This window comes from Rhodococcus sp. YL-1, assembly GCF_001942025.1.
In the GTDB taxonomy this organism is placed as follows: domain Bacteria; phylum Actinomycetota; class Actinomycetes; order Mycobacteriales; family Mycobacteriaceae; genus Rhodococcus_F; species Rhodococcus_F qingshengii.
This window is the reverse complement of record NZ_CP017299.1, coordinates 624,439-645,217: the sequence shown is the minus strand read 5'-3', so window position 1 is coordinate 645,217 and position 20,779 is coordinate 624,439. Positions and strand designations below refer to the sequence as shown.

Sequence of the window (20,779 nt, the reverse complement as noted above, 5' to 3'; positions counted from 1 at the left end):
TGTCCCTTTCAGGAAACAGGGGTTGACAACCGAGCCTCTTGAAGAAACCATACTTGCTCAGAGAGCTACATCACTGAAGGGCGCCCGGTGTGCGCCGAATCGAGAGCAGGGACCTCTGCACATGGCTACCAACAACCCCGGATCGTTCATCGGACCCGTCGACGCCACGCGCGTCCCCCGCTACGCCGAGCCGACCACCTTTGCGCGTCTCCCGCGCCTGGACGAGGTCTCGCGCGCCGACGTGACAATCCTCGGCATCCCCTTCGATTCGGGTGTCAGCTACCGCCCCGGTGCCCGGTTCGGTCCGGGGCACATCCGCGCTGCGTCGAAGCTGCTGCGTCCGTACAACCCAGCGCTGAAGGTCTCGCCCTTCGCCAACCAGCAGGTAGCCGATTTCGGCGACATCGGCGTCAACCCCTTCGACATCCAGGAAGCTCTCACGACGGTTCAGTCCGCCGTCACCGACCTGCGCGCCGACGGTTCCTCCGTGCTCACGCTCGGCGGCGATCACACCATCGCACTGCCGATCCTGCGTTCACTGGCCCGCGATCACGGCCCGATCGCCGTCCTGCACTTCGACGCTCATCTCGACACCTGGGACACCTACTTCGGTCAGCCTTTCACCCACGGCACCCCCTTCCGCCGCGCCAGCGAAGAGGGCCTGATCGACATGGAGCGTTCGCAGCACATCGGCATCCGTGGACCGCTCTACAGCGAGAAGGACCTCGAAGACGACCGCGTCCTCGGCTTCCAGGTGATCCGCAGTGACGACTACGAGGTCGACGGTGTCGCCAGCATCGTCGAGCGCATGCGTAAGCGCCTCGACGGTGGCCCGGTGTACGTCTCCGTCGACATCGACGTACTCGATCCCGCCCACGCTCCGGGCACCGGAACACCCGAAGCGGGCGGCATGACCTCTCGCGAATTGTTGAACACACTGCGTGGGTTGGTAGGACTCAACGTGGTCGGCGCCGACATCGTCGAGGTAGCGCCGGCGTACGACCACGCCGAGATCACCGGTATCGCAGCGGCTCACGTCGCTTACGAGTTGCTGTCGGTACTCGCACTCAATCGCTGAAGCAGCACAACGGTATCCGTCGTGTGATGCATCTCGGGGTTCGCGGGAAGATCACGTTCCCGCGACTCCGAGACCAACACCTTCCAACCATCGGTGAACAGCGACTCCACGTATTCGGGTGTATGGAGCATGGCCCGATGGTGCTCGGTCGGCGACTCGTGAGGTGAGTGGCCCACGATCAGCAAATGCCCGCCGGGCGCGACCAGATCTCCGAGAGCACGGAACAATTCCCCGCGCGCGGGTTCGAGCATGTGGAAGAACTGCGCGGACACCAGATCGAACGAGCGCCCCTGCGGATCCCACTTCGTCAGGTCGGCTTCCAGCCATTCGATGTCGACGCCCTCGCCCTCGACGTGAGCCTGGGCGCGCCCGAGCGCAACCGACGAGATGTCGGTGCCGGTGACCTTCCACCCGCGACGCGCCAACCACAAAGCGTCGGCACCTTCGCCGCAACCGACGTCGAGTGCCGTGCCCGGTTCCAGGTCGGAGGCTTCGGCAATCAACTGTGGGTTGGGATTTCCGCTCCAGCGCGCAGGGCGTTCCTCGTACAGCGAGTTCCAGAACTGTGCGTCCGCCTTGGCGTACGGATTCTCGGTGGTATCGGAGTTTTCGTGGTGATTGTGGTGTTCGTTGCTCATGCACCCAGGATGAACGACCTTCCACAACTCACGCAACCATCTTTGCTGAAACAGCAACTTCTCCATTTCGACGCCCTGCTAACGTCACGTCGTGGCCGGTGGATTTCCCGTGTTTCGTCTCTACTGCAACTCAGCAGGCCCATACGTTTTGTGTTGTGCGCATTTCCCCGAGTTCACCGGTTCGAACTCGGACGAAGAGTTCAGCGTCCAGCAGAGCTTCGACCGCGCAGTCGAGAAGATTCTGCGCGATGCATCCTTCGAACCGACTACCTTGACTTTGGTCGGCGAGCAGCAGGGCTATCCCGTCGGAGACCGACTGTTCGATACGACAATTCCGCGTACCGGAACCGTCTCGTACGCGTTCCAAGCAGCCGGACCGCCGTGGATCGTTCTCGGCCTTGATGTTTCGGCGGACGAATTCTGGTCCGAAATCGACGACGACGCAGACCTCCACGGTCTCGGTCCCACCTCCCCGTTGAGGTCAGTTCCAGCAACCGTGCTCACGGAGACCGGGTGGCCACGACGAAGTGACCTCGACTCCCCGTGAACTGAACCAGAACTCCAACCTTCGTGAAATCGAACAAAAATCCGCCCGATTTTCGTGAGGATCGACCGAGATGCCCGTCACGTCCTACGCCAAGATTTAGCGGTCACACTCGACTGCGCCCTCACGATTCACTCCCGGGCCCCGGCTCCTTCACGGAGGCACAATGAAACACCGCTCCTATTCGACGCTTGCCGCGACCGCGGGGCTCGCGCTCGTATTGTCGGCTTGCAGCTCGGGAGGCACGTCCTCGGGCTCCGGCGGCGGTGAGCCTCTGACTGACGGAACCTTCCGGTACGCGTTGCAAGGCGATCCGGGTGCACTCAACCCGATCATGTCCGGCTCTGCGGCAACCGCGGAAATTTCGAAGCTGGCGTACGACTCCTTGGTCTACCAGGATCCTGAAACCAGTGAATTCAAACCATGGTTGGCCGAGAAGTGGGAAGAAACGCCGACCTCCGCGTCCTTCACCATTCGTGAAGGCGTGACCTGTACCGACGGGTCGACGCTGACTGCACAGACCGTCGCGAACAACATCAACTTCGTAGCCGATCCAGCCAAGGGTTCACAACAACGCGGCACCACAGTTCCCATCGGCGCTTCGGCCACTGCCGATCTCGCCACCCGCACCATCACGGTAACCACTCCGGCGCCGACCCCGTTCCTCCTCCTCACCATCAGTCGCCTCCCGATCATGTGCGATGCCGGACTCGAAGATCCGACCGCCTCGAACAACAAGTCGCTGGGCTCCGGCATGTTCGAAGTCACCGAAGTCTCGGCCAATGACCACTACACGTTCGAGCGTCGTGACGGTTACAGCTGGGGGCCCGACGACACCACCTCCGACACACCGGGTGTCCCCAAGACAGTCATTGCTGTCATGGCACCCAATGTCAGCACCGCAGCAAACCAGCTTCTCTCAGGCGAACTGAGCGCATCTCCGATCGCCGGTCCGGACAAGGATCGCATCGATGCCGCCAATTTCGACTCGGTCCAGCGCCCACTTCCCGCCGGTCAGATGTACTTCAATCAGATTGCGGACAATCCGACCAGTGATCCCGCCGTTCGAAAAGCTCTAGTCCAGGCTGTCAATCTCGACGATCTCGCTGAGGTCATCACCGGCGGCCAGGGCACCCGTGCAACAAGTCTTGTCTCCGTCGAGCCCCGAGCCTGTGTGTACGACTCTGTCGCAGGCAACATTCCGGACTTCGACCTCAGCGCAGCAAAGGCAACACTGGACGCTGCAGGTTGGACCGCCGGCTCCGACGGCAAACGAAGCAAGGACGGAAAGCCGCTGACCCTCCGCCTCTTCTACGCTGCCGGCGAAGATGCGCGCAGCGCGGCAGCCGAGCTCACCCAGTCGGCATGGTCCGACCTCGGTGCGACCGTCGAGGTGACAGGAGCCGACCAGACCAAGGTTGTCGACGTCATGCTCAGTGGCAAGGACAACAACCAGTGGGACATCGCGTGGATCCAGATCAACAATTCGGTTCCCAGCGGGTTCGTCCCGTTCTTCTCCGGTCCTGCTCCGGCAGCAGGTAAGAACTTCTCTTCGATCAACAACCCCGCCTACGAAGCAGCCGTTGCCAAGGCCTCCGGTTTGACCGGCGACGCAGCATGCGCGGAGTGGGCGGACGCCGAGTCACAGATCACCAAAACGGTGTCCGCAGTCCCGTTTGCAGATACGGTCTTGAGCTTCTACTTCAACAAGGCCGGACTCGCATTCGGTAAGACCTTCATCGGTTCTGCGTTGCGCCTCTACCAGTAGGCCGGTCGACCGAACGCGGTGCGTCAACGAGATACGTCAGATCATTGTGATCTGACGTATCTTGTTGCCACACCGATCGTCTCGTTGTCGAGTTCGACGTAGGTCAGCTGAGGAATGCTGGACGCAAGTTCACTGAAAGCCCACTTCGCGACATTCTCGAATGACGGACGGAAATCGAAAATCTCCGGCCAGGCACCGCTCGCCAATTGCTCGGCACATCGATCGACGGACTCGTCCAGAGCGTCCGTGTCGACAAACCATCCACGTTCTCCGAGTTGGTCGTCCTCGAACGAGAACGCCACTCGCATCGTCACGCGAAATCCGTCGGCAGGCATCAGCGGCGGCAAGTTCTTCGCGTCCCGCACCGGTGCCGGAAGCCCCTGCCTCACAGCGAATGTACGACGGATCTCGATACTGAACATGCGCACCAAGGTATCAATGTTCATCACAATTCTATGAGCGGACCAATCGCGCAATCGCGTCGTTCGCTTCTTTGATCTTCGCGTCCGCCTCGGGCCCACCGGCAACAGCGGCTTTGACGACGCAGTGGCCGATGTGGTCCTCGAGCAGGCCCATGGCCACCGCCTGGAGGCCCTTGGTCATCGCCGACACCTGCGTCAGGATGTCGATACAGTACTTGTCCTCGTCGACCATGCGCTGCAGGCCGCGAGCTTGACCTTCTATGCGACGCAGACGCGCCAGGTAGTCGCCCTTGGCGGTGATGTAGCCGTGCGAATCACTCGTGCAGCATGCATCGCCGGTCGCATCACTGCCTTGGGCACTGTTTGGAGCACTGCTTGGCGCACTGCCCACTTCTGTCGCTTCCGACATTCGATGTCCTCCTGTTCGTCAACGCGTGACTTCGCAACAATTCTCGTTACCGGGGCGATGTGCGGAGACTCTTCGACTTCCGTTGTCTTGCAGAGCAATCACTGCGCACATCGCCACGCATTTCGCTACTGCACGAACAGATGGATGCATGGCGATTGCCCATGCCCGTTTTCCCTTTGCTGCGAAACTCATTCGGTTTCAGTGCCCGTGGTGCGCGTGGCTCGAGTGTTCGGCCCCAGACGTGGTCGCATTGTCGGCCGTCAGCGTGAATTCCGCCGTACGCACCACTCCGCCGTGCTTGAAGTCCAAGAACAACCGGTAATCCTCGGCGCTCGGCATGTTGGCGTAGAAGGTGATTGCCGGCCCGGCCGGCGTGACACCGTCACCGGGGTAGCCGTCCGGATGGACATGGAGATAGGCGAGGTCGGAGGCACGCAACGCGACCAGATGCCCGTATGCGGCAAGGTAGGGCTGCAAGTCTGTGACCGGGATTCCGTCACGACTGACCGAGAGCGTGAGCTTCGATGTCTGGCCGGCATGGGCCGCGCCTTCGAGGGAGACGGTATAGCCGTCGACCGTCGTGGCGGCAGTAGCGGCGGGCAACGGCCGAGGATCGTAGGATCCGGCGACGCGCACATCCGCACTGAGCGTGATTCCGTCACCACCGTCCGGAGTGAAATCAGCGAATACTCGATAGCCTCCCGCATGATCGAAATCGACTGACACATGCCAGTTTCCGTTCTCGTCCAATTCGGGATGCACGTGCTGGAATCCGGTCAGGTCCAGACCGACCACGATCAGATGCAACTGCTTGTCGTGGGTGTCCGTGTACCGGATCAACGGAGTTCCAACCGGATCCAGGATCCGGAACTGCAAGGGGACATGGTTGCCGACGGCCGCCTCCGACGTTGCCAATTCCAGTGTGTAGCCGTTGTCGCTGAACATCTTGCCCTCCAAAGTTTGGGTCGGCAGCACTTTCGTTGCCGTCTGCGTCAGGTTCTGCACTCCTTGACATCGAACCTGTTGCAATTTGTACCATACCCCCCTAGGGTATGCAACGAACTACTCGAACACCCTGAATTCACTCGAAGGAGATCCGATGCGCATCTACGCAGAGCGCCGGCCGAATGAGTTCCAAGAGCAGCATTTCCCCGTGCACCCCAACGAAGCGCTGCGCCGATGTCACCCAGGCCCGCTTACGACACCCCTTGACCACACAAGCATCACCTATACCCCGTACAGGTAAGGAACTCAGAATGTCCACACAACCGAAATCCACCCGTAAGTGGTGGGCGTTGGCGTTGATCGCCGCCGCTCAGTTCATGGTCATCATGGACACCTCCATCATCGGCGTCGCTCTCCCCCAGATGCAGAGCGATCTCGGCTTTTCCCAAGAAGGCCTGACCTGGGTCTTCAATGCGTACGTCATCGCGTTCGGCGGGCTACTCCTCCTCGGCGGCCGCCTGTCCGACCTGTTCGGCGCCCGCAGAGTGTTCTCTGCTGGTTGGCTGATCCTGCTGATCGGTTCCGTTGTCGCCGGTGCCGCCGGTAACGTCGCCGTCGAACTTGCGGGCCGTGCAGTCCAGGGCGCAGGCGCCGCACTCATCGCACCATCGGCGCTCACCTTGCTGATGATGCTGTTCGGCAGCACACAAAAGGAAATGACCAAGGCGCTGTCCATCTACGGCGCTGCCGCCCCGGCCGGCGGTACGGCCGGCGTGTTCCTCGGCGGCGTCATCACCGAATACACCAGCTGGCCTTGGGTGTTCTATCTCAACATTCCCATCGCTGTCATCGCACTGATCGCTACTCCCCTCCTGATGCCGAACGCACCGGCACGTACCGGGTCGATCGACTTCCTCGGCGCACTCGCTGTCACCGCAGGTCTTGCTGTCGGAGTCTTCGGCATCGTCAGAGCACCTGACGTCGGATGGGGATCCGGGCAGACGTGGCTGGCACTCGCCGTTTCGGCCGCTCTGTTGGGTGCATTCGTGTTGATCCAGTCGAAGCGTCGGGAACCTCTGGTGCGTCTGGGAATCTTCAAGGCGCCCAACCTCGGTGCCGCGAACATCGCTCAGCTCGTGCTCGGCGCCGCCTGGATACCGATGTGGTTCTTCCTGAACCTGTACCTGCAGCAAGTGCTCGGATACAGCGCCTTCCCGGCCGGTGCGGCGCTGCTGCCGATGACGATCTTCGTCATGCTCGGCATGGTCGTCGTGGCACCACGGGCCATGGCGCGCTTCGGCGCAAAAGCAATGATCGTGACCGGATTGCTGGTACTGGGAATCGGTTTGGGTTGGATGTCGTTGATCCGGCCCACCGGCAACTTCTGGGTCGACGTACTGCCGGCGTCGCTCGTGGCTGCGGCAGGTATGACGCTGGCGTTCATTCCCTCACTCGGTACGGCGATTTCGGCTGCACGCCCGGAAGAGGGCGGATTGGCTTCCGGCATCGTCAACGTCAGCTACCAGGTCGGCTCGGCTGTCGGCCTCGCGGTGATGACCGCGATCGCAGCAGTGTTCGGCGCTGATCAACTCGGCGACCTGACGGAGTTGACGAACGGTTTCTCCGCCGTGTTCCTCGGAGCAGCCGCCATCGCAGTGGTTGGCGCAGCAATCACCGCGATCGTGATGCGGTCGACCAAGGTCGACGATCCTCGAACCGTTCAATCCACCGTCAATTCTTGACCAACTCCGGTGGTGGGTTCGGCCGGCTGTCACCAGCCGAACCCACCACCGGCGGAACCACTTAGGACTCGTTATGTCGCGCCTTGCATCTCTCACGCCCACCACCGCTGTCGGTGCATCGAAAGACCTTCTCGCCGAACTCGTCAACCGTCACGGTCAGGTCGGTGACATGGTCGCGGCGATGGCTCATTCGCCCGCTGTGCTGGGCGGCTATCTGCAACTCAGCCGAGCAATGAAGCGAGCGAAACTGAGCCGCAAGATCACCGAGCGAATCTCTATCGCTGTGCAGGTCCAGCAAGGTTGCGCTGTTTGCCTCGAAGCCCACGTCGCCGCCGCGCACGCCAACGGCGTCGAGGCGGACGAGATCGAGCGTGCCCGCGCGGGCACCTCGGCCGATCCCGCCATCGCGGCAATGATCGACCTCGGGCTTCGCGTCTATCGGGAGCCTGCCTCGATTTCAGACGAACACATCACGGGCCTTCGAGCGCACGGCTACGGTGATCGCGAGATCGCCGACGTAGTCGGAATCGTCGCCCTCAATGTCCTGACCGGAGCTTTCAATCTTGTCGCGGGAGTGAAACCAGATGAACCGGATCGCTAACTCCGCACCGGAACGGAACAGCCTGCGTCTGTTCTTGATTCGCGACTATCGCCTGCTCTTCAGCGCCCAGATCATCGCGCTGTTCGGCACCGGGTTGGCGACGGTTGCCCTGGGTCTACTCGCCTACGAACTCGCCGGACCGAGCGCCGGAGCCGTGCTGGCCACCGCGCTGACGATCAAGATGTCCCTGTACGTCGTGATCGCTCCACTCGCGGCGGCGTACGTAGACCGGTTGCCGAGACGGGCTTTCCTCGTTGTCCTCGACGCCATTCGCGCAGCGGTCGTGATCGCATTGCCCTTCGTCAGCGAGATCTGGCACATCTACGTGCTGGTGGGCGTTCTCCAAGCTGCGTCGGCAGCGTTCACTCCCACGTTCCAAGCGGTCATCCCTGACATCGTGACCGACGAGGCCGATTTCACCCGCGCGCTGTCGGCATCGCAGGTCGCTTACACGATGGAAAGTCTGCTCAGCCCTGTTCTTGCCGCAGTCGCTCTGTCCTTCATGACATTCAACCTGTTGTTCGTCGCCACCTCCGTGGGCTTTGCCGTCTCGGCACTGCTCGTGCTGGCCACCCGAATCCCCAACGCTCGCCGAAGTACTCACCGCAAGGCGTGGGATCGGATCGCGTCGGGGATGCGGATCTTCGTGACCACGCCGCGACTGCGCGGCATCATGGCACTCAATCTCGTGGTGGCAGCAGCCGGATCGATCGTGGTGGTCAACACCGTCAACTACGTCCGCGACGAGCTCGGTGGAACCCAATCCGACGTGGCGTGGATGCTTGCCGCGTCAGGCACCGGCACGTTGGTGACCGCGCTGCTTCTTCCACGCGTTCTCGACAGAACCGCTGAACGTACTGTGATGACAGCAGGTTCCGTTGTCCTGGTCGTCAGCGCCGGCGCGGCAGCAGCCCTCACCGTGGCCGGTGTATTCACGTGGATGCTCACTGCCGCAGTGTGGGCGCTCGTCGGCGCCGGGATGGCCATGATCGTCACTCCGACCGGAAAAGTACTTCGGCGCTCCGTCGAACCCGCAGGTATACCGGAGGTATTCGCAGCCCAGTTCTCCCTGTCACACCTCGCCTGGCTTGTCACCTATCCGATCGCCGGATGGGTTGGTTCGAGCGCGGGATTTGCGGTCACCTGGAGCATCCTTGCAGCGCTTGCTGCAGTGGGAACCGTTGCAGGATTTGCACTTTGGCCTCGGGAGACAGTTGCTGAATTGCCCGGACAGGCGACGTACGAAACCACGCGAGGCGAATGCACCTTGACGGCTGCCCAGTGCGCGTGCGCTCGCGCCGTCTGATGTCGACGGTCCGACTGCCCCCGACAGGGCTACAACGAAAGTGGTGGTGCAGCCATCGCCTGCACCACCACTTTTCACTCAACTCACGTCGGCATACTTCCTGGGATTTGCGTCAAACCGAGGTCCACATCCCCTGCAGCAGAACCAGTACCGATTACCTTCGAAGTCACGAAACAGGCCTTCCGCTTCGGCACGCACCTTCTCGATCACGCTGCCGGGCATGACCCGACATTCGACGAGTTCACTACTGCCAGCGGTGAGTAGGTCTTTCCCACCGGTCGGCATCGCCGAACCGACAGCGCCGACATCGCCTTTGGCGTCAGACTTCGGGGTGTTGCCACAGCCACAACTGCTCATTGGGATTCCTGTTCTTTTGCGGGACGGATGCGGCCCGCAAAGCGAACCCGATACAACCGCCAACATACCCCCTATAGGTATATTTGACTGAACCTAAGGGTGCGTTCAGTTGACACATCGCCGCATAAACCAGTGTGGGAGAGGGAATATACCGTCGCGGGATCCCCGCTCGCCTGCAGCATCATGACACAGCCAACCATATACCTACTGGGGGTATAGGGTAGGTCTAGTATCGACCATCCATGTCCGCGAGGTCGTCGACGAAGAGGAGCAATGAAGAACTGGAAAGCAATCGGCAGCAGCCGATTCGCCGTAGTTGGAGCTTTGCTGTTGGTCGGCATGCTTTGGGGAAGCTCGTTCCCTCTGGTTGCTGTGGCAGCACCAACTCTCGGCGCCGTCGGCACGACGCACGGCCGCTTCATTGTTGCAGCGTTGGTTCTCGCGCTGATAACTGCTTCCAGCAGATCGACCTGGCGCGCGGTCCGTCATCGGTTTCCTGCATTCCTACTGCTGGCTGCCCTCAACGTCGCTGGGCCCCTGACACTTGTCGCAACTGCGATCGTCGGCCTCAACTCGTCGACGGCGTCGATCCTGAATGCCACGACTCCGATGTTCACAGTATTCGTCGCCGCTTTCTGGCTTCGACAAAAGATCACCTGGCGAAAACTCTCGGGGGTCGCGATCGGCATCGTCGGCGTCTCGGTGCTTGTCGGCGGAATTCCGTCAGCGATCGACAGTCGCGCAATGCTGGCCATTGGCGCATCTTTGACCGCGGCGCTGCTGTACGCAGTCGGAGGTGTCTACGCACGAAAGTCGTTCCAGGACACTCCACCCCTGACGCTGGCCCTCGGCCAGCAACTTGCCGCGGTCGCCCTCTTGGTGCCGGTGTCCGCCGTCGCCCCCACCGGGGCCCATAACCGTCGGCCCACTCATCGCCGTGGTAGCCCTGGGGCTGGGGGCTACCGCCGGTGGCTACCTGGTCTACTTCTGGATAATTCGTCAGGCGGGTCCAGTCGCGGCATCCGCAGTCACTCTTCTCGTTCCGATTTCGGCATCAGCTATCGGAGTGCTGTGGTTGAACGAACCTGTCACCTTCGCGCTCGTCGGCGGGCTCGTCGTCATTCTTGCCGGAGTCGGCTTGCTCCTGGATCTTCCGCCGACGCGAGATCCATCCCGCAGGGTTGCCCCGGGGCGGGCGGCTAGCGCGGACAAACGGCCGGTCAGCGGCTGATCGGAGCCGTCCAAAGTCCGACCAGCGCGTCGACGAGGTCGGTCGTGAAGTCCTCCCATGACGTGACCGCGTCCGGCCCCTCTTCGGCAAGCGTGCGCTCACGTTCGGCGAACATGTGCACGATCGCATTGCGTCCGATGTCCGCGCGGGCGCGTCGAACACTCATCGGCATGTCGGCCAGACAGTCAGAGAGTCCCCGAAGCGTCTCCTGCAGGGTGGGCGAGGCCAGTACCTCGTCGTAGACGATTTTCCGCAGGACCGGGTCGGTGAGAATCTGTGCACTGAACCGCGCGTACCAAGTCGGGCCACCCATTTCGGCGTAGTGATCGGTCGACGCCCGAACCAGACACGAAATCCAGTCACGAACGTTTGTGGACCCTTCGATCTCACACAGCAGTTCGCCACGCTTCTTCTCGACCTGCTGGGAATGCTTGTTCACGATCGCGCGGACCAGATCGGTCTTGGTCCCGAAGTGGTATCCGACGGCTGCATTGTTGCCCTGACCCGCCGCTTCACTCACCTGGCGGTTCGAAACCGCGAAGACACCGTGCTCGGCGAACAACTGCTCGGCGACGGCGAGAATGCGGTCTCGGGTTGCAGCAGAGCGCGCGGAATTTGCGGCGCCGCCGACGTCGGCCGACGCGTCCTCAGTCCTCGTAGTCATGGGCACCATCATCCTCGACCATCCGAAGCTGCTCGGCACCGGAGATATTGGTCACGATCGGAGGCGCACCCTTCCGTTAAGTCAGTCACTTGATTTAACTTTAGTTCAATCAACTGACTTAAACCATTATTCGTTCTTCCTCCGATGGAGTTACCGCAATGTCGTCAACCACTTCTCCACCACCGACAACGCCGCCACAGACAACGAAGTCGCCAGCCACCACCGCAGTGGTGGCTGTTCTGGCGTTTTCCGGCATCGTCGTCTCGCTCATGCAGACGCTGGTCATCCCGATCATCCCGCATCTGCCCGAGTACCTGAACGCGCCGGCGTCCGATAGCGCGTGGGCTGTGACCGCCACGCTGCTCGCCGCCGCCGTCGCCGTCCCGACCATGGGCCGCTTGGGCGACATGTTCGGCAAACGGCGTCTACTCCTGATCAGCATGGCGCTGTTGGTCACCGGTTCGGTGGTCGGAGCCCTCAGTTCGAGCGTTATCCCCCTCGTTGCCGGCCGAATCCTGCAAGGCCTTGCTGCCGGCGTCATTCCGCTGGGTATCAGTGTGATGCGCGATGTACTTCCGCCCAAGAAGCTCGCCGGCGCTGTTGCGATGATGAGCGCTTCGCTGGGAGTCGGTGGCGCTCTGGGGCTTCCGATCGCGGCTTTGATCGCCGAGTACGCCGACTGGCACGTCCTGTTCTGGGCGTCAGCCGTGCTCGGCGCTCTTGCGGCCGTTCTTGTTGTCGTCCTGGTCCCCGAATCGGCGGTTCGCACAGGTGGCACGTTCGACTTCGGTGGGGCAATCTCGCTCTCAGCCGCCCTCATCGCTCTACTACTGGCCATTTCCAAGGGTGGCGACTGGGGTTGGACGAGCACGCTCACGCTTTCCTTGTTCGGCGCCGCGATCCTGATATTCGGATTCTGGGCTTGGTGGGAACTACGCACCCCCAAGCCGCTGGTGGATCTACGCGTATCCATCCGCCGCCAGGTGCTCTTCACCAACCTCGCATCGATCGTGTTCGGATTCGCGATGTTCGCCGCCAGCATGGTCTTTCCCCAGGTAGTCCAGTTGCCTGAAGTCACTGGTTACGGCCTAGGCGGTTCGATGCTCACCGCAGGTCTGGTCATGGCTCCCTCCGGCATCATCATGATGCTGATCTCTCCGCTGTCCTCACGCATCACCAATTCGCACGGCCCCAAGGTGACGCTCATGCTCGGCGCCGTTGTCGTCGCAATCGGTTACGGCATCGGCATTTTCGCCATGCACTCGATTTGGGAACTGATCGTGATCGCAGTGATCATCGGCGCCGGTACCGGTATGGCTTACGGCGCGATGCCCGCTCTCATCATGGGGGCTGTTCCTCCGTCCGAGACCGGTGCAGCCAACAGCTTCAACACCCTGATGCGCTCCCTCGGTACATCATTCGCCAGCGCCATCGCGGGTGTCGTCATCGCCCAGATGACCATGTCCATCGGTGGGGCAACGCTGCCGTCGGAGAACGCTTTCCGCGTCGTCATGGCCCTCGCTGCCGGATCCGCCGTCGTCGCACTCGTCCTGGCCGGTTTCCTTCCTCGGTTCAACAGCTCCAACTCCCGCAAGGAGATTGGTAGCCAGCACACCGATACGTCCCCGACCACGTCGAAGGAATCCGTTCCGACACACTGAGCCAGCGCGCAATACACACTGCGCTGTACACACAGCCCGGCCCCGGCGGAGTCCAACTCCGTCGGGGCCGACGCGTTTCACACATTTTGCTGTTGATACACCTGCGGACGACAGTTTCGTGACATGCTCCGTTGAGATGGGTGCTCGTTCGATACTCGGGGAAAGGATGCCGCGATCGCCGCTCCTCGTGCTGACGTAGCCCTTGCTGTCGCCGCCGCTGCCGTCCTGGGCATAGGCGTCGGTGTCCTTCTTGCCGATGTCGTCGCCGGCCTGGCTGCAGGTGCGGGTGCTGCGGTGGTATTTCGGTTTGCTCTTCGGATGATCAATACCCGAAAGTGAGCGTTTGCCGAGGGTCCTACTTCAGGACACGGATCGCCGAGCCCGGAAGGATTCCGCTCGATGGCGGATAGATCGACGTTGCCCCGTTGAAGAACATGTGAGCGGGAGTCGTGGATACCGGCAGCAGGTCGACGTCCTTGAACAATGCCCGCTCACTTTCCTCCCAGACCTTGCAGGACTCGTCACCGGGAAGAAGCGAAGCCTGAGTAGATAATTCGATGTACTTCTTGTTGTCGAGGGAAGCGAAGTTCACTCCTTCAGGTTTGGGCGGGCCGGTGAAGTACTTGGCAAAGATGCTCGGCGTATCACTCCCCAGCGTCAAACCGATGGAAACGTCCCACGACGACAGGTCGGTGGTGCTGAATGTGTTGGCGATGACAAAACTGTAGTCGCCGCCGGTCAGTTTCACCTTCGCGCCCAGTCCTTCCCACTGTGTTGCCACGTATTCCGCGGCGGCAGAGTTCGTATCGCGTGAGTTGTTGAAAATCACGTTGAGGGCAAGCGGTCGCCCGTCCTTCGTCAGGACGCCGTCGGCCCCCGCCTTCCAACCTGCGTCGGACAAGGTCTTCTTGGCTGCGTCGACGTCGAACTCGGGAATCGTTCCTTCAACACTGTTGTAGTCGCAGGCAAGGGGTTCCGAAACCGCGAGGGCGCGTGCGCGGGTTCCTTTACCGCCGGTGGTGATCTCGGTGTAGTCGTCCAGGTCTACTGCCTGCACGAGGGCCTGCCGTACAGCACGGTCTGCCGTGGGTAGGGCCGCGAAATGATTGAAGATGAACTCGCCGGACAACGTGGTGTAAGTCTTCGAATCCAGACCCGCGGCCAAGACTCGTTCCTCGTCCGAACCGGTGACCGCTGCGGCATTCACTCCGCCGGTGAGAACAAGATTCGCCGTCGTACTGGGATCGGTGACAATCTTGATCGTCACTGTTTTCGGCACTCCGAGAGTGTCGGACGTGGTCTCGCCGTTCGGACTCCAGGTGTAACCGTCGCGGCGTTCCATCGTGATGTGATCGTTCGGAACAACTTCGGTGACCTTGAACAGACCCGTTCCGTTACTACTCGAACGGATGCTGGCCGGATCTTCGAGCGTCGCAGCGCACGGAAGCCGCAACGCGCCGATTCGAGAGAGCAGGAAGGGCGCTGGCTCGGCGGTAGTCACCGTCAGTTCGTCACCGTCCGCTGAGGCCGAAGTCGACATCGGCACAGTGGATCCGCGTAGCGGTGAAGCGTTTTCAGGATCCATGACCCAGTTGATGTCATCGGCCGCGGTCTGTGCGGTGAAGGAAGTGCCGTCGGCACAAGTGATGCCCTTCTTGAGCACGAACTTCAGCGTGTTCCCTTCTTCACTCCAGCTCTCCGCCAGATAGGGACGCACAGTGCGTGTTTGCGCGTCGATGTCGATCAACGAATCGTACGAGTACGCGTTCACGATCTGAGTCGACGTAAGGTTGGTGATCAGAGGGTGCAGATTTCCGGGATCGGCGTTGATGACAGTCGTGAAACTGCCGTCCTTTGCATACTCACCGACTGAACCTTCGGGACTGGATGCGCCGCCACACCCGGCCAGGGTGAAAACGCCAACGCTGATAACTGCTGTCGCGGAGACAGAACGGGCTTTCATACGAGCCGCCATCTACTAGGAGTTGCCATGGCGACAATCGTGCGGGACTGACGTGGTCTGTATCTCGTTGAAGTTCCCCATACAGTCGGCCGTACTCTGTTCGATTGTCACTATCGACCGGGCAAGCGCAGACGCTAAGTACGACGCTGCCGTTGACGGTGATTCGCGACGTTGATTCGGTTGCCGCACAACGCCGGCATGCAGTAGCGGCGTCGCCCTCCACGGCTTGTATCGACGAACACCCCGTTGCACGTCGGCGAGGCGCATGGGCGGAATCGTTCGTACCCCAATGTGCGCAGAGTCCCCAGCAACGAGTAGCCGATCAACAGCGCAAGTTCGCCGGTGAGATTGATTCTGCTGTCCGGTACCGCATTCCATCGATAGTCGGACCGGGCATCAGGCACGAGTCGGACGTGATGCGGAACGGTCTGCAGGAGTCGATGAGTGCGATCGACTAGTTCGCCGGCAGTCGGAGCATCGAGAACCGAACGAATTTCCTCTCTGAGCCCCTGAACGTCCGCAAGTTCACCGCTGGTCGGCCCGCGTCCGTTGCGGAGTGCGTCCGGCGAGAGTCCGTGTTCACTCAGTAGATCCTGAAGCGTCTGGGAGTCTGGCAACGCGTCACCAGCCTCCACCCACACTCGGGGTGAGGTGTTGACCAGGTCCGTCGCAAACGACGCACCGGATACGTAATCGTCTAAAACTACTTGCATCCCTTACCTCCCTGCTTTACCGTAATTGAATAACCTAACTTTACACCTTACGGAGGCGGCGGGATGGAACACTGCGCAGACCACGGACTGCCCGAGATACTCCTCGACACCCACAACCGATTACGCCGCGCCGGCACCGTGGCGTCGGGGGCACCCGTCGTTGCAGCCGATCTCTACTGGTCGATCGGAGCGCTCGCCCAATGCCTGACCGCGATGGACGAGGTCATTTCACAACTGGGAATCAACGCCCGAAAGCAGTTGCGAGCTGGAAAGTTCGATGTCCAGAGCGGACCGTTCGAAGGAGAGCCCGACGCCGCCCTGCTCACCGCAGTTCTTGCGCTCGCCCGAGCATCGAGCAGTTGCGAACCAGTTCAGACGGCAATCGGCAATGCCCAGATCGCGGTAAGCGATCTCGTCGTCTCAAGGCCCACCAGCGCTTGACGCCCGCGCTCGCAGCCTGTCCCAATAGAGACTGTATGGTTGGTTTTCAGGCAGCCATCGAGAGCATCGACCAGCAGGAACCGGGTTATCACTGTGAGTGCAGGAACATCGACAATCTACGAGGACCGAACCGTCCGGATCGACGATCAGGGCGTCACGATCCGCCACTACTACTTCCCGTTTGTCAGCAAGTTCGTCCCGTACTCGCAGATCGAATCCGTCGACCTCGGAGTCATGTCATGGCTGAGCGGACGCCTACGAATCTGGGGAACAACAGATTTCAGCTCGTGGTACAGCCTGGATCTTTCACGCCCGTGGAAGGAGACCGCGGTGGTACTCACTCTCGCCGGCCACGGATCGCCTTCGTTCAGCCCCAAGGACGCCGATCGCGTCGAGACCGAAATCCGCAGTCGCATCGGATCACACGCCGCGAACTGACTAGCGGAACTCGGATTCGACGGTGACGATCTCACTCCAGTCGGTTCGATCGAACAACCGCGCCAGCGCAGTGAACAGAACTTCCGGGTCGACGACGCTCTCGGGTGAGTGCACACCGATCCGATCCGAAATCGTTCCGTCGGCGAGCCGGGACACCACCTGAGCAAGGCCGAGCGCCAAGGGGATTCCGGTTGCACCGGCCATGTCCGACAGCAACTCCGACACCGGTGAATCGTCTGCAATCCGGGCCACGACGCGCATCGCTCTTCCGTCGAACATTCCTGTCGCCGAGGCGAAGAACAACGGCAGGGATCCGTGGCCGGCGCGCGTGAGCATTCGAGGCGCAGCACGGATCATCCGTCCGAGCGAAGGCTTGCCCAATTCTTCAGCGGCCGAGTCGAGATCGATTCTCCCCTTGTCGATGTCGGCGCGGAGAACGTCGAGAAACGCCACGGTTTCCGGTGTGATGACCATCAGATTTGCCGAATGCCCCGCAGGATTGATGGTCCGATGAAACATCACCGGCTCCGGATGCCCGACCACGTAAGCGTTCCCCCGACGTCCGCCGGGCAGTTCGAGTGCGATGGAACGCAACGGTTCTTCGTTGACGATTCGCCCCGCACGAACCACCGGAACCTGGCCGCTGATCTGCTGCATCCAGTGAACGGCGGCTGCACTCAATGTGTCCACCGACTCGTCCTCGCCCTCGACATCAACCGGCCAGGCTGTATACAGATCGTCGACCACGTCCAATCGCGAGACTGCCATCGCGGCCAGGAGGTTACTCATCCCGGGACTTGCGCCCATGCCGACTACCGCACAGATTCCGGCTCCCCTCGCGGCACAGTCCAATTCCAGCATTTCGACGGCCGGCTCCCAGTCGTCGCAGATGTCGAGATAGTGAGTCCCGGTCCCGATCGCTGCCTGGAGAATGCCGACGCCGAAACGGAAAAACGGTCCGACCGTATTGACGACCACGTCTGCGCCGTCAAGCAATTCACGTAGCGTGCGACCGTCCGTGACGTCGATGCTGCGCGCCTCGACTTCCGCTGACGCCTGCGCCAGTTCAACTGAAAGACGCTTCGCAGCATCGATATCGCGATCCGCGACTACTACCTTGCCGATTCCCGGCAATGTTGCGGCCAGACGAACTGCTGCCGAGCCCATGGCACCGGCACCACCCAGTGCGACAACCGTGATTCCGTCAGCCATGAATTCCCTCCAAAAATGCAGTCTGATCCGCTAGATAGCCGGGAGCGAAGATCGAACGGGGAGCAAGGACGGCCACCAGAGCGGACCTCACTTCCGAGTCTTCGAGATCCTTGTCCACGATCGAATGCGTAGCGTCGGGGTACTTCTTGACCACCAATTGCCCTGGAGTGTCCAACAATTCGCGATACACCCTTTCGGTATCAGCCACGTCGACGTTGACGTCTTGTCCGCCGATGATCAAGAGCACCGGAACCTTCACGGTTTCGAGATCGGCTCGCGCATCCGAGAGGTAGTTCTTTCGGATGAAGTTCCACCGGTCTTCGGTGAGACCGTCGGCCTCGCCGGAGGCCACGAGATCGTCGAACGATGCATCACGGGCCAACTGATCCAAGTTCTTCGCACGATCGACCCGCGCTTTCTCGAACTCGTCGGCCGACGCATTTCTCTCGGAAAGTTCGGCTAGGGTATTGAATTCGCCTTGTTGGAGCCAGTTGATCGCGGGACCCACGGCAATGACGAACGCTACGTCCGGGTCGAGGTTCACCACCTTGGGCATCACCCACCCTGCCTGGCTTGCACCCCACAGACCGATCCGAGACGGATCGATATCCGAACGTCCCCGCGCCCACTCGATTGCCGCTTCCGTTTCTGCCGCGCGATCGTCCATGCTCTGGTCGAGCCAATTGCCCGGTGCCCCATTCACCCCCGGCTTGTCCCAGGAGAGTGACGCGTACCCCGCCTTTGCGAACGCCTCCCACACCGGTCGATAGAACGTCTCATGTGTTGCATCGACCGGGCCGTCTCCGTGGACGAAAACCACGAGCCCGAAGGGACCGTCACCGTGTTCGGGCAGTGCACGGACTCCCTGGAGCGGCACCGATCCCCCGGTGATCGTCACTTTTTCCTCACGGATGTCATAGGTGTTCTGGTACAGCGTCCAGCCCACCAGAGTCGCGATCAGAACAACGACCACCGCCAGGGAAGTAACCATCCACCTGCGTAAACGAGGCTTACTCTTGCCCTCGCTCATCGATTCCGCTGCCATCTTCCCGCCCTAACGTACGAATTTGAAACGATCGTATTGCATTCGATAGTACAGTTGTGGGCGAAGATGTCGAGAAGCGAGGAAAGGACATGGCGATGACCGACAGGGACGTCGATGTACCCACGAGGATCTTGATCGAGGGGCTACTGCGCACGGACGGAACTGTCGACGGGCACACCCTCTATGCCACCGCCGACGCCCTCGGCAAAACTGATCAACAGGTTCGGCTGTGCATCAAGCGGTTGGTCACCGAGGGGAAGTTCACTCAGGAAGGTCGCGGGCGGCAGGCCACGCTACGAGCAACGCCGAAAGCCCTGCGCGAGATGGAACCCGACGTCGAATTCGTTCGGCTGGCCTATCGACAAGACCGCGACACTGTGACGCCGTGGGACGGGTATTGGCACCTGGCCGGATTCGCAATTCCGGAGTCGTCACGGAAAGCGCGAGATGCGCTGCGCACCAGGGTCGTTTACCTCGGCGGCGCGCTCGTCCAGGGCGGTCTGTACGTCTCGCCGCACGCCTGGGAACCGTATATTCGCGATGCGGCCGCCGAACTCGACGTCGAACAGCACCTGTCTTCTCTCACCACTCGAGATCTGAAAGTGGGCACTCTCGAAGACCCCGTGAAGATTGCCGCGCAGTTGTGGCCACTGGACCAGATCGCTGACGGATACGAACGGCTACTCGACGTAGCGACCGCACGCCTGCACAAACTGCAGAACAGTCCGGGTACCGATGCTGTCACGATGACCATCGAACTCGCGGCGGAATTCACGCGAGCCATGGAACCGGATCCGCTGTTGCCGCCGGAACTACTGCCCACCAACTGGATCGGCACGAGGGCTCGGTCGATCACTGCGCAGTGCTGGACGCTTCTGGCACAGGTGGACGGTGCCGACGAATTACCGTCGCTGTTCCACCTGTACGCAGATGCAATCGGTGACGATCAGGACGCAAGCGTGCGCTGACGGGGCGGCAGTCCGAAACGCCCGAGAACCTCGTCGACTGCGGTGGACGGTGTGACAAGTCCGCGATCCTGAAGCCACGGAATGGTGCTGTCCACCAGATGCTCGAGCGTGCGAGGCAATGCGAGAGGCAGCAACGTAACGCCGTCGGCGACCTCCGCAGCTCGGATATCGGCGATCAAACTGCCGAGACCGGAAGGCGTTCCGACGTAATGAAGCGAAACGGGAACCCGCGGCGAGGTCAACGCGCTGTCCAACTGCGCAAGCTCCTTACGAGCGGAGCGAGCCTCCGGCGCGATCAGAATCTCGAGATCGACCAGCACTGCGACGCTGTCGGGATCGCGTCCTTCTTCGGCGACGGCAGCGCGTATCCGTGCGCGTTCGAGCTGTGCCTCACGCAGATCCGCAGCGCGAATCCGAACCACATTGGTAGGGAATGAAGCCAAATCGAGAGCCTTTTCACCCTCGGTGAGGTCCACCCAGTAGTCGCCGCCGATGATGGGCAGGTTGCCGGGTGCGCCCTCAGCGGCCGGATGGTGACCGGATCCGGTCAACTCGACCGCTACGTGCAGAGAATGCGAAGCGAGTGAAGACATGTGAGACCTCCGAAAATCAGAAAAGTATAGGATGAGCGAG

At 61.2% G+C, this 20,779-nt stretch carries 21 protein-coding genes and 1 pseudogene; 12 read left to right on the top strand and 10 right to left on the bottom strand.

Going from position 1 to position 20,779, the window contains the following annotated elements:
- The first annotated feature begins 121 nt into the window (after nt 1–121).
- Nucleotides 122–1,078, top strand: coding sequence for an agmatinase (gene speB / locus BH682_RS03035; RefSeq protein WP_003941134.1), 957 nt, complete (start codon nt 122–124; stop codon nt 1,076–1,078).
- On the opposite strand, the gene BH682_RS03030 is transcribed toward speB, so the two are convergent.
- On the bottom strand, nt 1,042–1,716 hold the full coding sequence (locus BH682_RS03030) for a class I SAM-dependent methyltransferase (protein ID WP_037129351.1): 675 nt from the start codon (nt 1,714–1,716) through the stop codon (nt 1,042–1,044). The genes speB and BH682_RS03030 overlap by 37 nt on opposite strands.
- Before the next feature lie 91 nt (nt 1,717–1,807).
- Between BH682_RS03030 and BH682_RS03025 the strand changes: the two genes are divergently transcribed.
- Together BH682_RS03025 and BH682_RS03020 are read left to right on the top strand one after the other, a co-directional pair.
- On the top strand, nt 1,808–2,263 hold the full coding sequence (locus BH682_RS03025; RefSeq protein ID WP_223304662.1) for a hypothetical protein: 456 nt from the start codon (nt 1,808–1,810) through the stop codon (nt 2,261–2,263).
- Between the two features lie 163 nt (nt 2,264–2,426).
- The gene (locus BH682_RS03020) at nt 2,427–4,028 is read left to right on the top strand and encodes an ABC transporter substrate-binding protein (protein ID WP_050655997.1); all 1,602 of its coding nucleotides are present in this window, start codon (nt 2,427–2,429) and stop codon (nt 4,026–4,028) included.
- 41 nt (nt 4,029–4,069) lie between these two features.
- Here BH682_RS03020 and BH682_RS03015 read toward each other — a convergent pair whose 3' ends face one another.
- From BH682_RS03015 to BH682_RS03005, 3 genes are all read right to left on the bottom strand, one after another.
- Nucleotides 4,070–4,474, bottom strand: coding sequence for a 6-carboxytetrahydropterin synthase (locus tag BH682_RS03015; RefSeq protein ID WP_054187872.1), 405 nt, complete (start codon nt 4,472–4,474; stop codon nt 4,070–4,072).
- Between the two features lie 7 nt (nt 4,475–4,481).
- Nucleotides 4,482–4,859 carry a metal-sensitive transcriptional regulator gene (locus BH682_RS03010; RefSeq protein WP_020906032.1) on the bottom strand — a complete coding sequence of 126 codons (378 nt, stop codon included), beginning with the start codon at nt 4,857–4,859 and terminating at the stop codon, nt 4,482–4,484.
- A gap of 198 nt (nt 4,860–5,057) precedes the next feature.
- The gene (locus tag BH682_RS03005) at nt 5,058–5,804 is read right to left on the bottom strand and encodes a hypothetical protein (protein ID WP_411561149.1); all 747 of its coding nucleotides are present in this window, start codon (nt 5,802–5,804) and stop codon (nt 5,058–5,060) included.
- A 311-nt stretch (nt 5,805–6,115) separates the two neighbouring features.
- Between BH682_RS03005 and BH682_RS03000 the strand changes: the two genes are divergently transcribed.
- The 5 genes and pseudogenes from BH682_RS03000 to BH682_RS36620 all read left to right on the top strand — a co-directional run bounded on the left by BH682_RS03000 (nt 6,116) and on the right by BH682_RS36620 (nt 11,041).
- Nucleotides 6,116–7,546 carry an MFS transporter gene (locus BH682_RS03000; protein ID WP_042452056.1) on the top strand — a complete coding sequence of 477 codons (1,431 nt, stop codon included), beginning with the start codon at nt 6,116–6,118 and terminating at the stop codon, nt 7,544–7,546.
- Nucleotides 7,547–7,619: 73 nt separating this feature from the next.
- On the top strand, nt 7,620–8,147 hold the full coding sequence (locus tag BH682_RS02995; RefSeq protein ID WP_058227976.1) for a carboxymuconolactone decarboxylase family protein: 528 nt from the start codon (nt 7,620–7,622) through the stop codon (nt 8,145–8,147).
- Nucleotides 8,131–9,453, top strand: coding sequence for an MFS transporter (locus tag BH682_RS02990; RefSeq protein ID WP_190287661.1), 1,323 nt, complete (start codon nt 8,131–8,133; stop codon nt 9,451–9,453). The genes BH682_RS02995 and BH682_RS02990 overlap by 17 nt, the downstream gene beginning before the upstream one ends.
- A 630-nt stretch (nt 9,454–10,083) precedes the next feature.
- Nucleotides 10,084–10,461, top strand: a pseudogene (locus BH682_RS36625) (EamA family transporter); the annotation flags it as partial.
- 286 nt (nt 10,462–10,747) lie between these two features.
- Nucleotides 10,748–11,041, top strand: coding sequence for a DMT family transporter (locus tag BH682_RS36620; protein ID WP_232354237.1), 294 nt, complete (start codon nt 10,748–10,750; stop codon nt 11,039–11,041).
- On the opposite strand, the gene BH682_RS02975 is transcribed toward BH682_RS36620, so the two are convergent.
- Nucleotides 11,031–11,705: a TetR/AcrR family transcriptional regulator gene (locus BH682_RS02975; protein ID WP_007727120.1), complete on the bottom strand. Its 675-nt coding sequence runs from the start codon at nt 11,703–11,705 to the stop codon at nt 11,031–11,033. The two genes, BH682_RS36620 and BH682_RS02975, sit on opposite strands and share 11 nt — an antisense overlap.
- 158 nt (nt 11,706–11,863) lie before the next feature.
- Between BH682_RS02975 and BH682_RS02970 the strand changes: the two genes are divergently transcribed.
- Nucleotides 11,864–13,366, top strand: coding sequence for an MFS transporter (locus BH682_RS02970; RefSeq protein ID WP_075832010.1), 1,503 nt, complete (start codon nt 11,864–11,866; stop codon nt 13,364–13,366).
- A gap of 355 nt (nt 13,367–13,721) precedes the next feature.
- Here the strand turns inward: BH682_RS02970 and BH682_RS02965 are convergent, their stop codons facing one another.
- Both BH682_RS02965 and BH682_RS02960 read right to left on the bottom strand, forming a co-directional pair.
- The gene (locus BH682_RS02965) at nt 13,722–15,329 is read right to left on the bottom strand and encodes an ABC transporter substrate-binding protein (protein WP_075832008.1); all 1,608 of its coding nucleotides are present in this window, start codon (nt 15,327–15,329) and stop codon (nt 13,722–13,724) included.
- 134 nt (nt 15,330–15,463) lie between these two features.
- Nucleotides 15,464–16,042, bottom strand: coding sequence for a CGNR zinc finger domain-containing protein (locus BH682_RS02960; RefSeq protein WP_075832006.1), 579 nt, complete (start codon nt 16,040–16,042; stop codon nt 15,464–15,466).
- A gap of 63 nt (nt 16,043–16,105) precedes the next feature.
- Between BH682_RS02960 and BH682_RS02955 the strand changes: the two genes are divergently transcribed.
- A complete protein-coding gene (locus BH682_RS02955) occupies nt 16,106–16,483 on the top strand; it encodes a hypothetical protein (RefSeq protein WP_075832004.1) in 378 nt (125 codons plus the stop codon).
- Nucleotides 16,484–16,576: 93 nt separating this feature from the next.
- Entirely contained in the window at nt 16,577–16,921 is a 345-nt protein-coding gene (locus BH682_RS02950; RefSeq protein WP_042922749.1) for a hypothetical protein, read from the top strand.
- Here BH682_RS02950 and BH682_RS02945 read toward each other — a convergent pair whose 3' ends face one another.
- Both BH682_RS02945 and BH682_RS02940 read right to left on the bottom strand, forming a co-directional pair.
- Nucleotides 16,922–18,133: a saccharopine dehydrogenase family protein gene (locus tag BH682_RS02945; protein WP_075832002.1), complete on the bottom strand. Its 1,212-nt coding sequence runs from the start codon at nt 18,131–18,133 to the stop codon at nt 16,922–16,924.
- On the bottom strand, nt 18,126–19,124 hold the full coding sequence (locus BH682_RS02940) for an alpha/beta hydrolase family protein (RefSeq protein WP_075835120.1): 999 nt from the start codon (nt 19,122–19,124) through the stop codon (nt 18,126–18,128). The genes BH682_RS02945 and BH682_RS02940 overlap by 8 nt, the downstream gene beginning before the upstream one ends.
- Before the next feature lie 143 nt (nt 19,125–19,267).
- On the opposite strand from BH682_RS02940, the gene BH682_RS02935 reads away from it, so the two are divergent.
- Nucleotides 19,268–20,146, top strand: a complete 879-nt coding sequence (locus tag BH682_RS02935) for a phage repressor protein (RefSeq protein WP_050655932.1) — start codon at nt 19,268–19,270, stop codon at nt 20,144–20,146.
- Here BH682_RS02935 and BH682_RS02930 read toward each other — a convergent pair.
- Nucleotides 20,125–20,739 carry a hypothetical protein gene (locus tag BH682_RS02930; protein WP_003941149.1) on the bottom strand — a complete coding sequence of 205 codons (615 nt, stop codon included), beginning with the start codon at nt 20,737–20,739 and terminating at the stop codon, nt 20,125–20,127. The genes BH682_RS02935 and BH682_RS02930 overlap by 22 nt on opposite strands.
- Nucleotides 20,740–20,779: the final 40 nt, after the last annotated feature.

What these genes read in the sequence shown, in the direction of transcription:
- speB (WP_003941134.1), top strand. Translation starts at nt 122, where the DNA reads ATGGCTACCAACAACCCCGGATCGTTCATCGGACCCGTCGACGCCACG.
- BH682_RS03030 (WP_037129351.1), bottom strand. Translation starts at nt 1,716, where the DNA reads ATGAGCAACGAACACCACAATCACCACGAAAACTCCGATACCACCGAG.
- BH682_RS03020 (WP_050655997.1), top strand. Translation starts at nt 2,427, where the DNA reads ATGAAACACCGCTCCTATTCGACGCTTGCCGCGACCGCGGGGCTCGCG.
- BH682_RS03015 (WP_054187872.1), bottom strand. Translation starts at nt 4,474, where the DNA reads ATGAACATTGATACCTTGGTGCGCATGTTCAGTATCGAGATCCGTCGT.
- BH682_RS03010 (WP_020906032.1), bottom strand. Translation starts at nt 4,859, where the DNA reads ATGTCGGAAGCGACAGAAGTGGGCAGTGCGCCAAGCAGTGCTCCAAAC.
- BH682_RS03005 (WP_411561149.1), bottom strand. Translation starts at nt 5,804, where the DNA reads ATGTTCAGCGACAACGGCTACACACTGGAATTGGCAACGTCGGAGGCG.
- BH682_RS03000 (WP_042452056.1), top strand. Translation starts at nt 6,116, where the DNA reads ATGTCCACACAACCGAAATCCACCCGTAAGTGGTGGGCGTTGGCGTTG.
- BH682_RS02995 (WP_058227976.1), top strand. Translation starts at nt 7,620, where the DNA reads ATGTCGCGCCTTGCATCTCTCACGCCCACCACCGCTGTCGGTGCATCG.
- BH682_RS02990 (WP_190287661.1), top strand. Translation starts at nt 8,131, where the DNA reads ATGAACCGGATCGCTAACTCCGCACCGGAACGGAACAGCCTGCGTCTG.
- BH682_RS02975 (WP_007727120.1), bottom strand. Translation starts at nt 11,705, where the DNA reads ATGACTACGAGGACTGAGGACGCGTCGGCCGACGTCGGCGGCGCCGCA.
- BH682_RS02970 (WP_075832010.1), top strand. Translation starts at nt 11,864, where the DNA reads ATGTCGTCAACCACTTCTCCACCACCGACAACGCCGCCACAGACAACG.
- BH682_RS02965 (WP_075832008.1), bottom strand. Translation starts at nt 15,329, where the DNA reads ATGAAAGCCCGTTCTGTCTCCGCGACAGCAGTTATCAGCGTTGGCGTT.
- BH682_RS02960 (WP_075832006.1), bottom strand. Translation starts at nt 16,042, where the DNA reads ATGCAAGTAGTTTTAGACGATTACGTATCCGGTGCGTCGTTTGCGACG.
- BH682_RS02955 (WP_075832004.1), top strand. Translation starts at nt 16,106, where the DNA reads ATGGAACACTGCGCAGACCACGGACTGCCCGAGATACTCCTCGACACC.
- BH682_RS02945 (WP_075832002.1), bottom strand. Translation starts at nt 18,133, where the DNA reads ATGGCTGACGGAATCACGGTTGTCGCACTGGGTGGTGCCGGTGCCATG.
- BH682_RS02940 (WP_075835120.1), bottom strand. Translation starts at nt 19,124, where the DNA reads ATGGTTACTTCCCTGGCGGTGGTCGTTGTTCTGATCGCGACTCTGGTG.
- BH682_RS02935 (WP_050655932.1), top strand. Translation starts at nt 19,268, where the DNA reads ATGGCGATGACCGACAGGGACGTCGATGTACCCACGAGGATCTTGATC.
- BH682_RS02930 (WP_003941149.1), bottom strand. Translation starts at nt 20,739, where the DNA reads ATGTCTTCACTCGCTTCGCATTCTCTGCACGTAGCGGTCGAGTTGACC.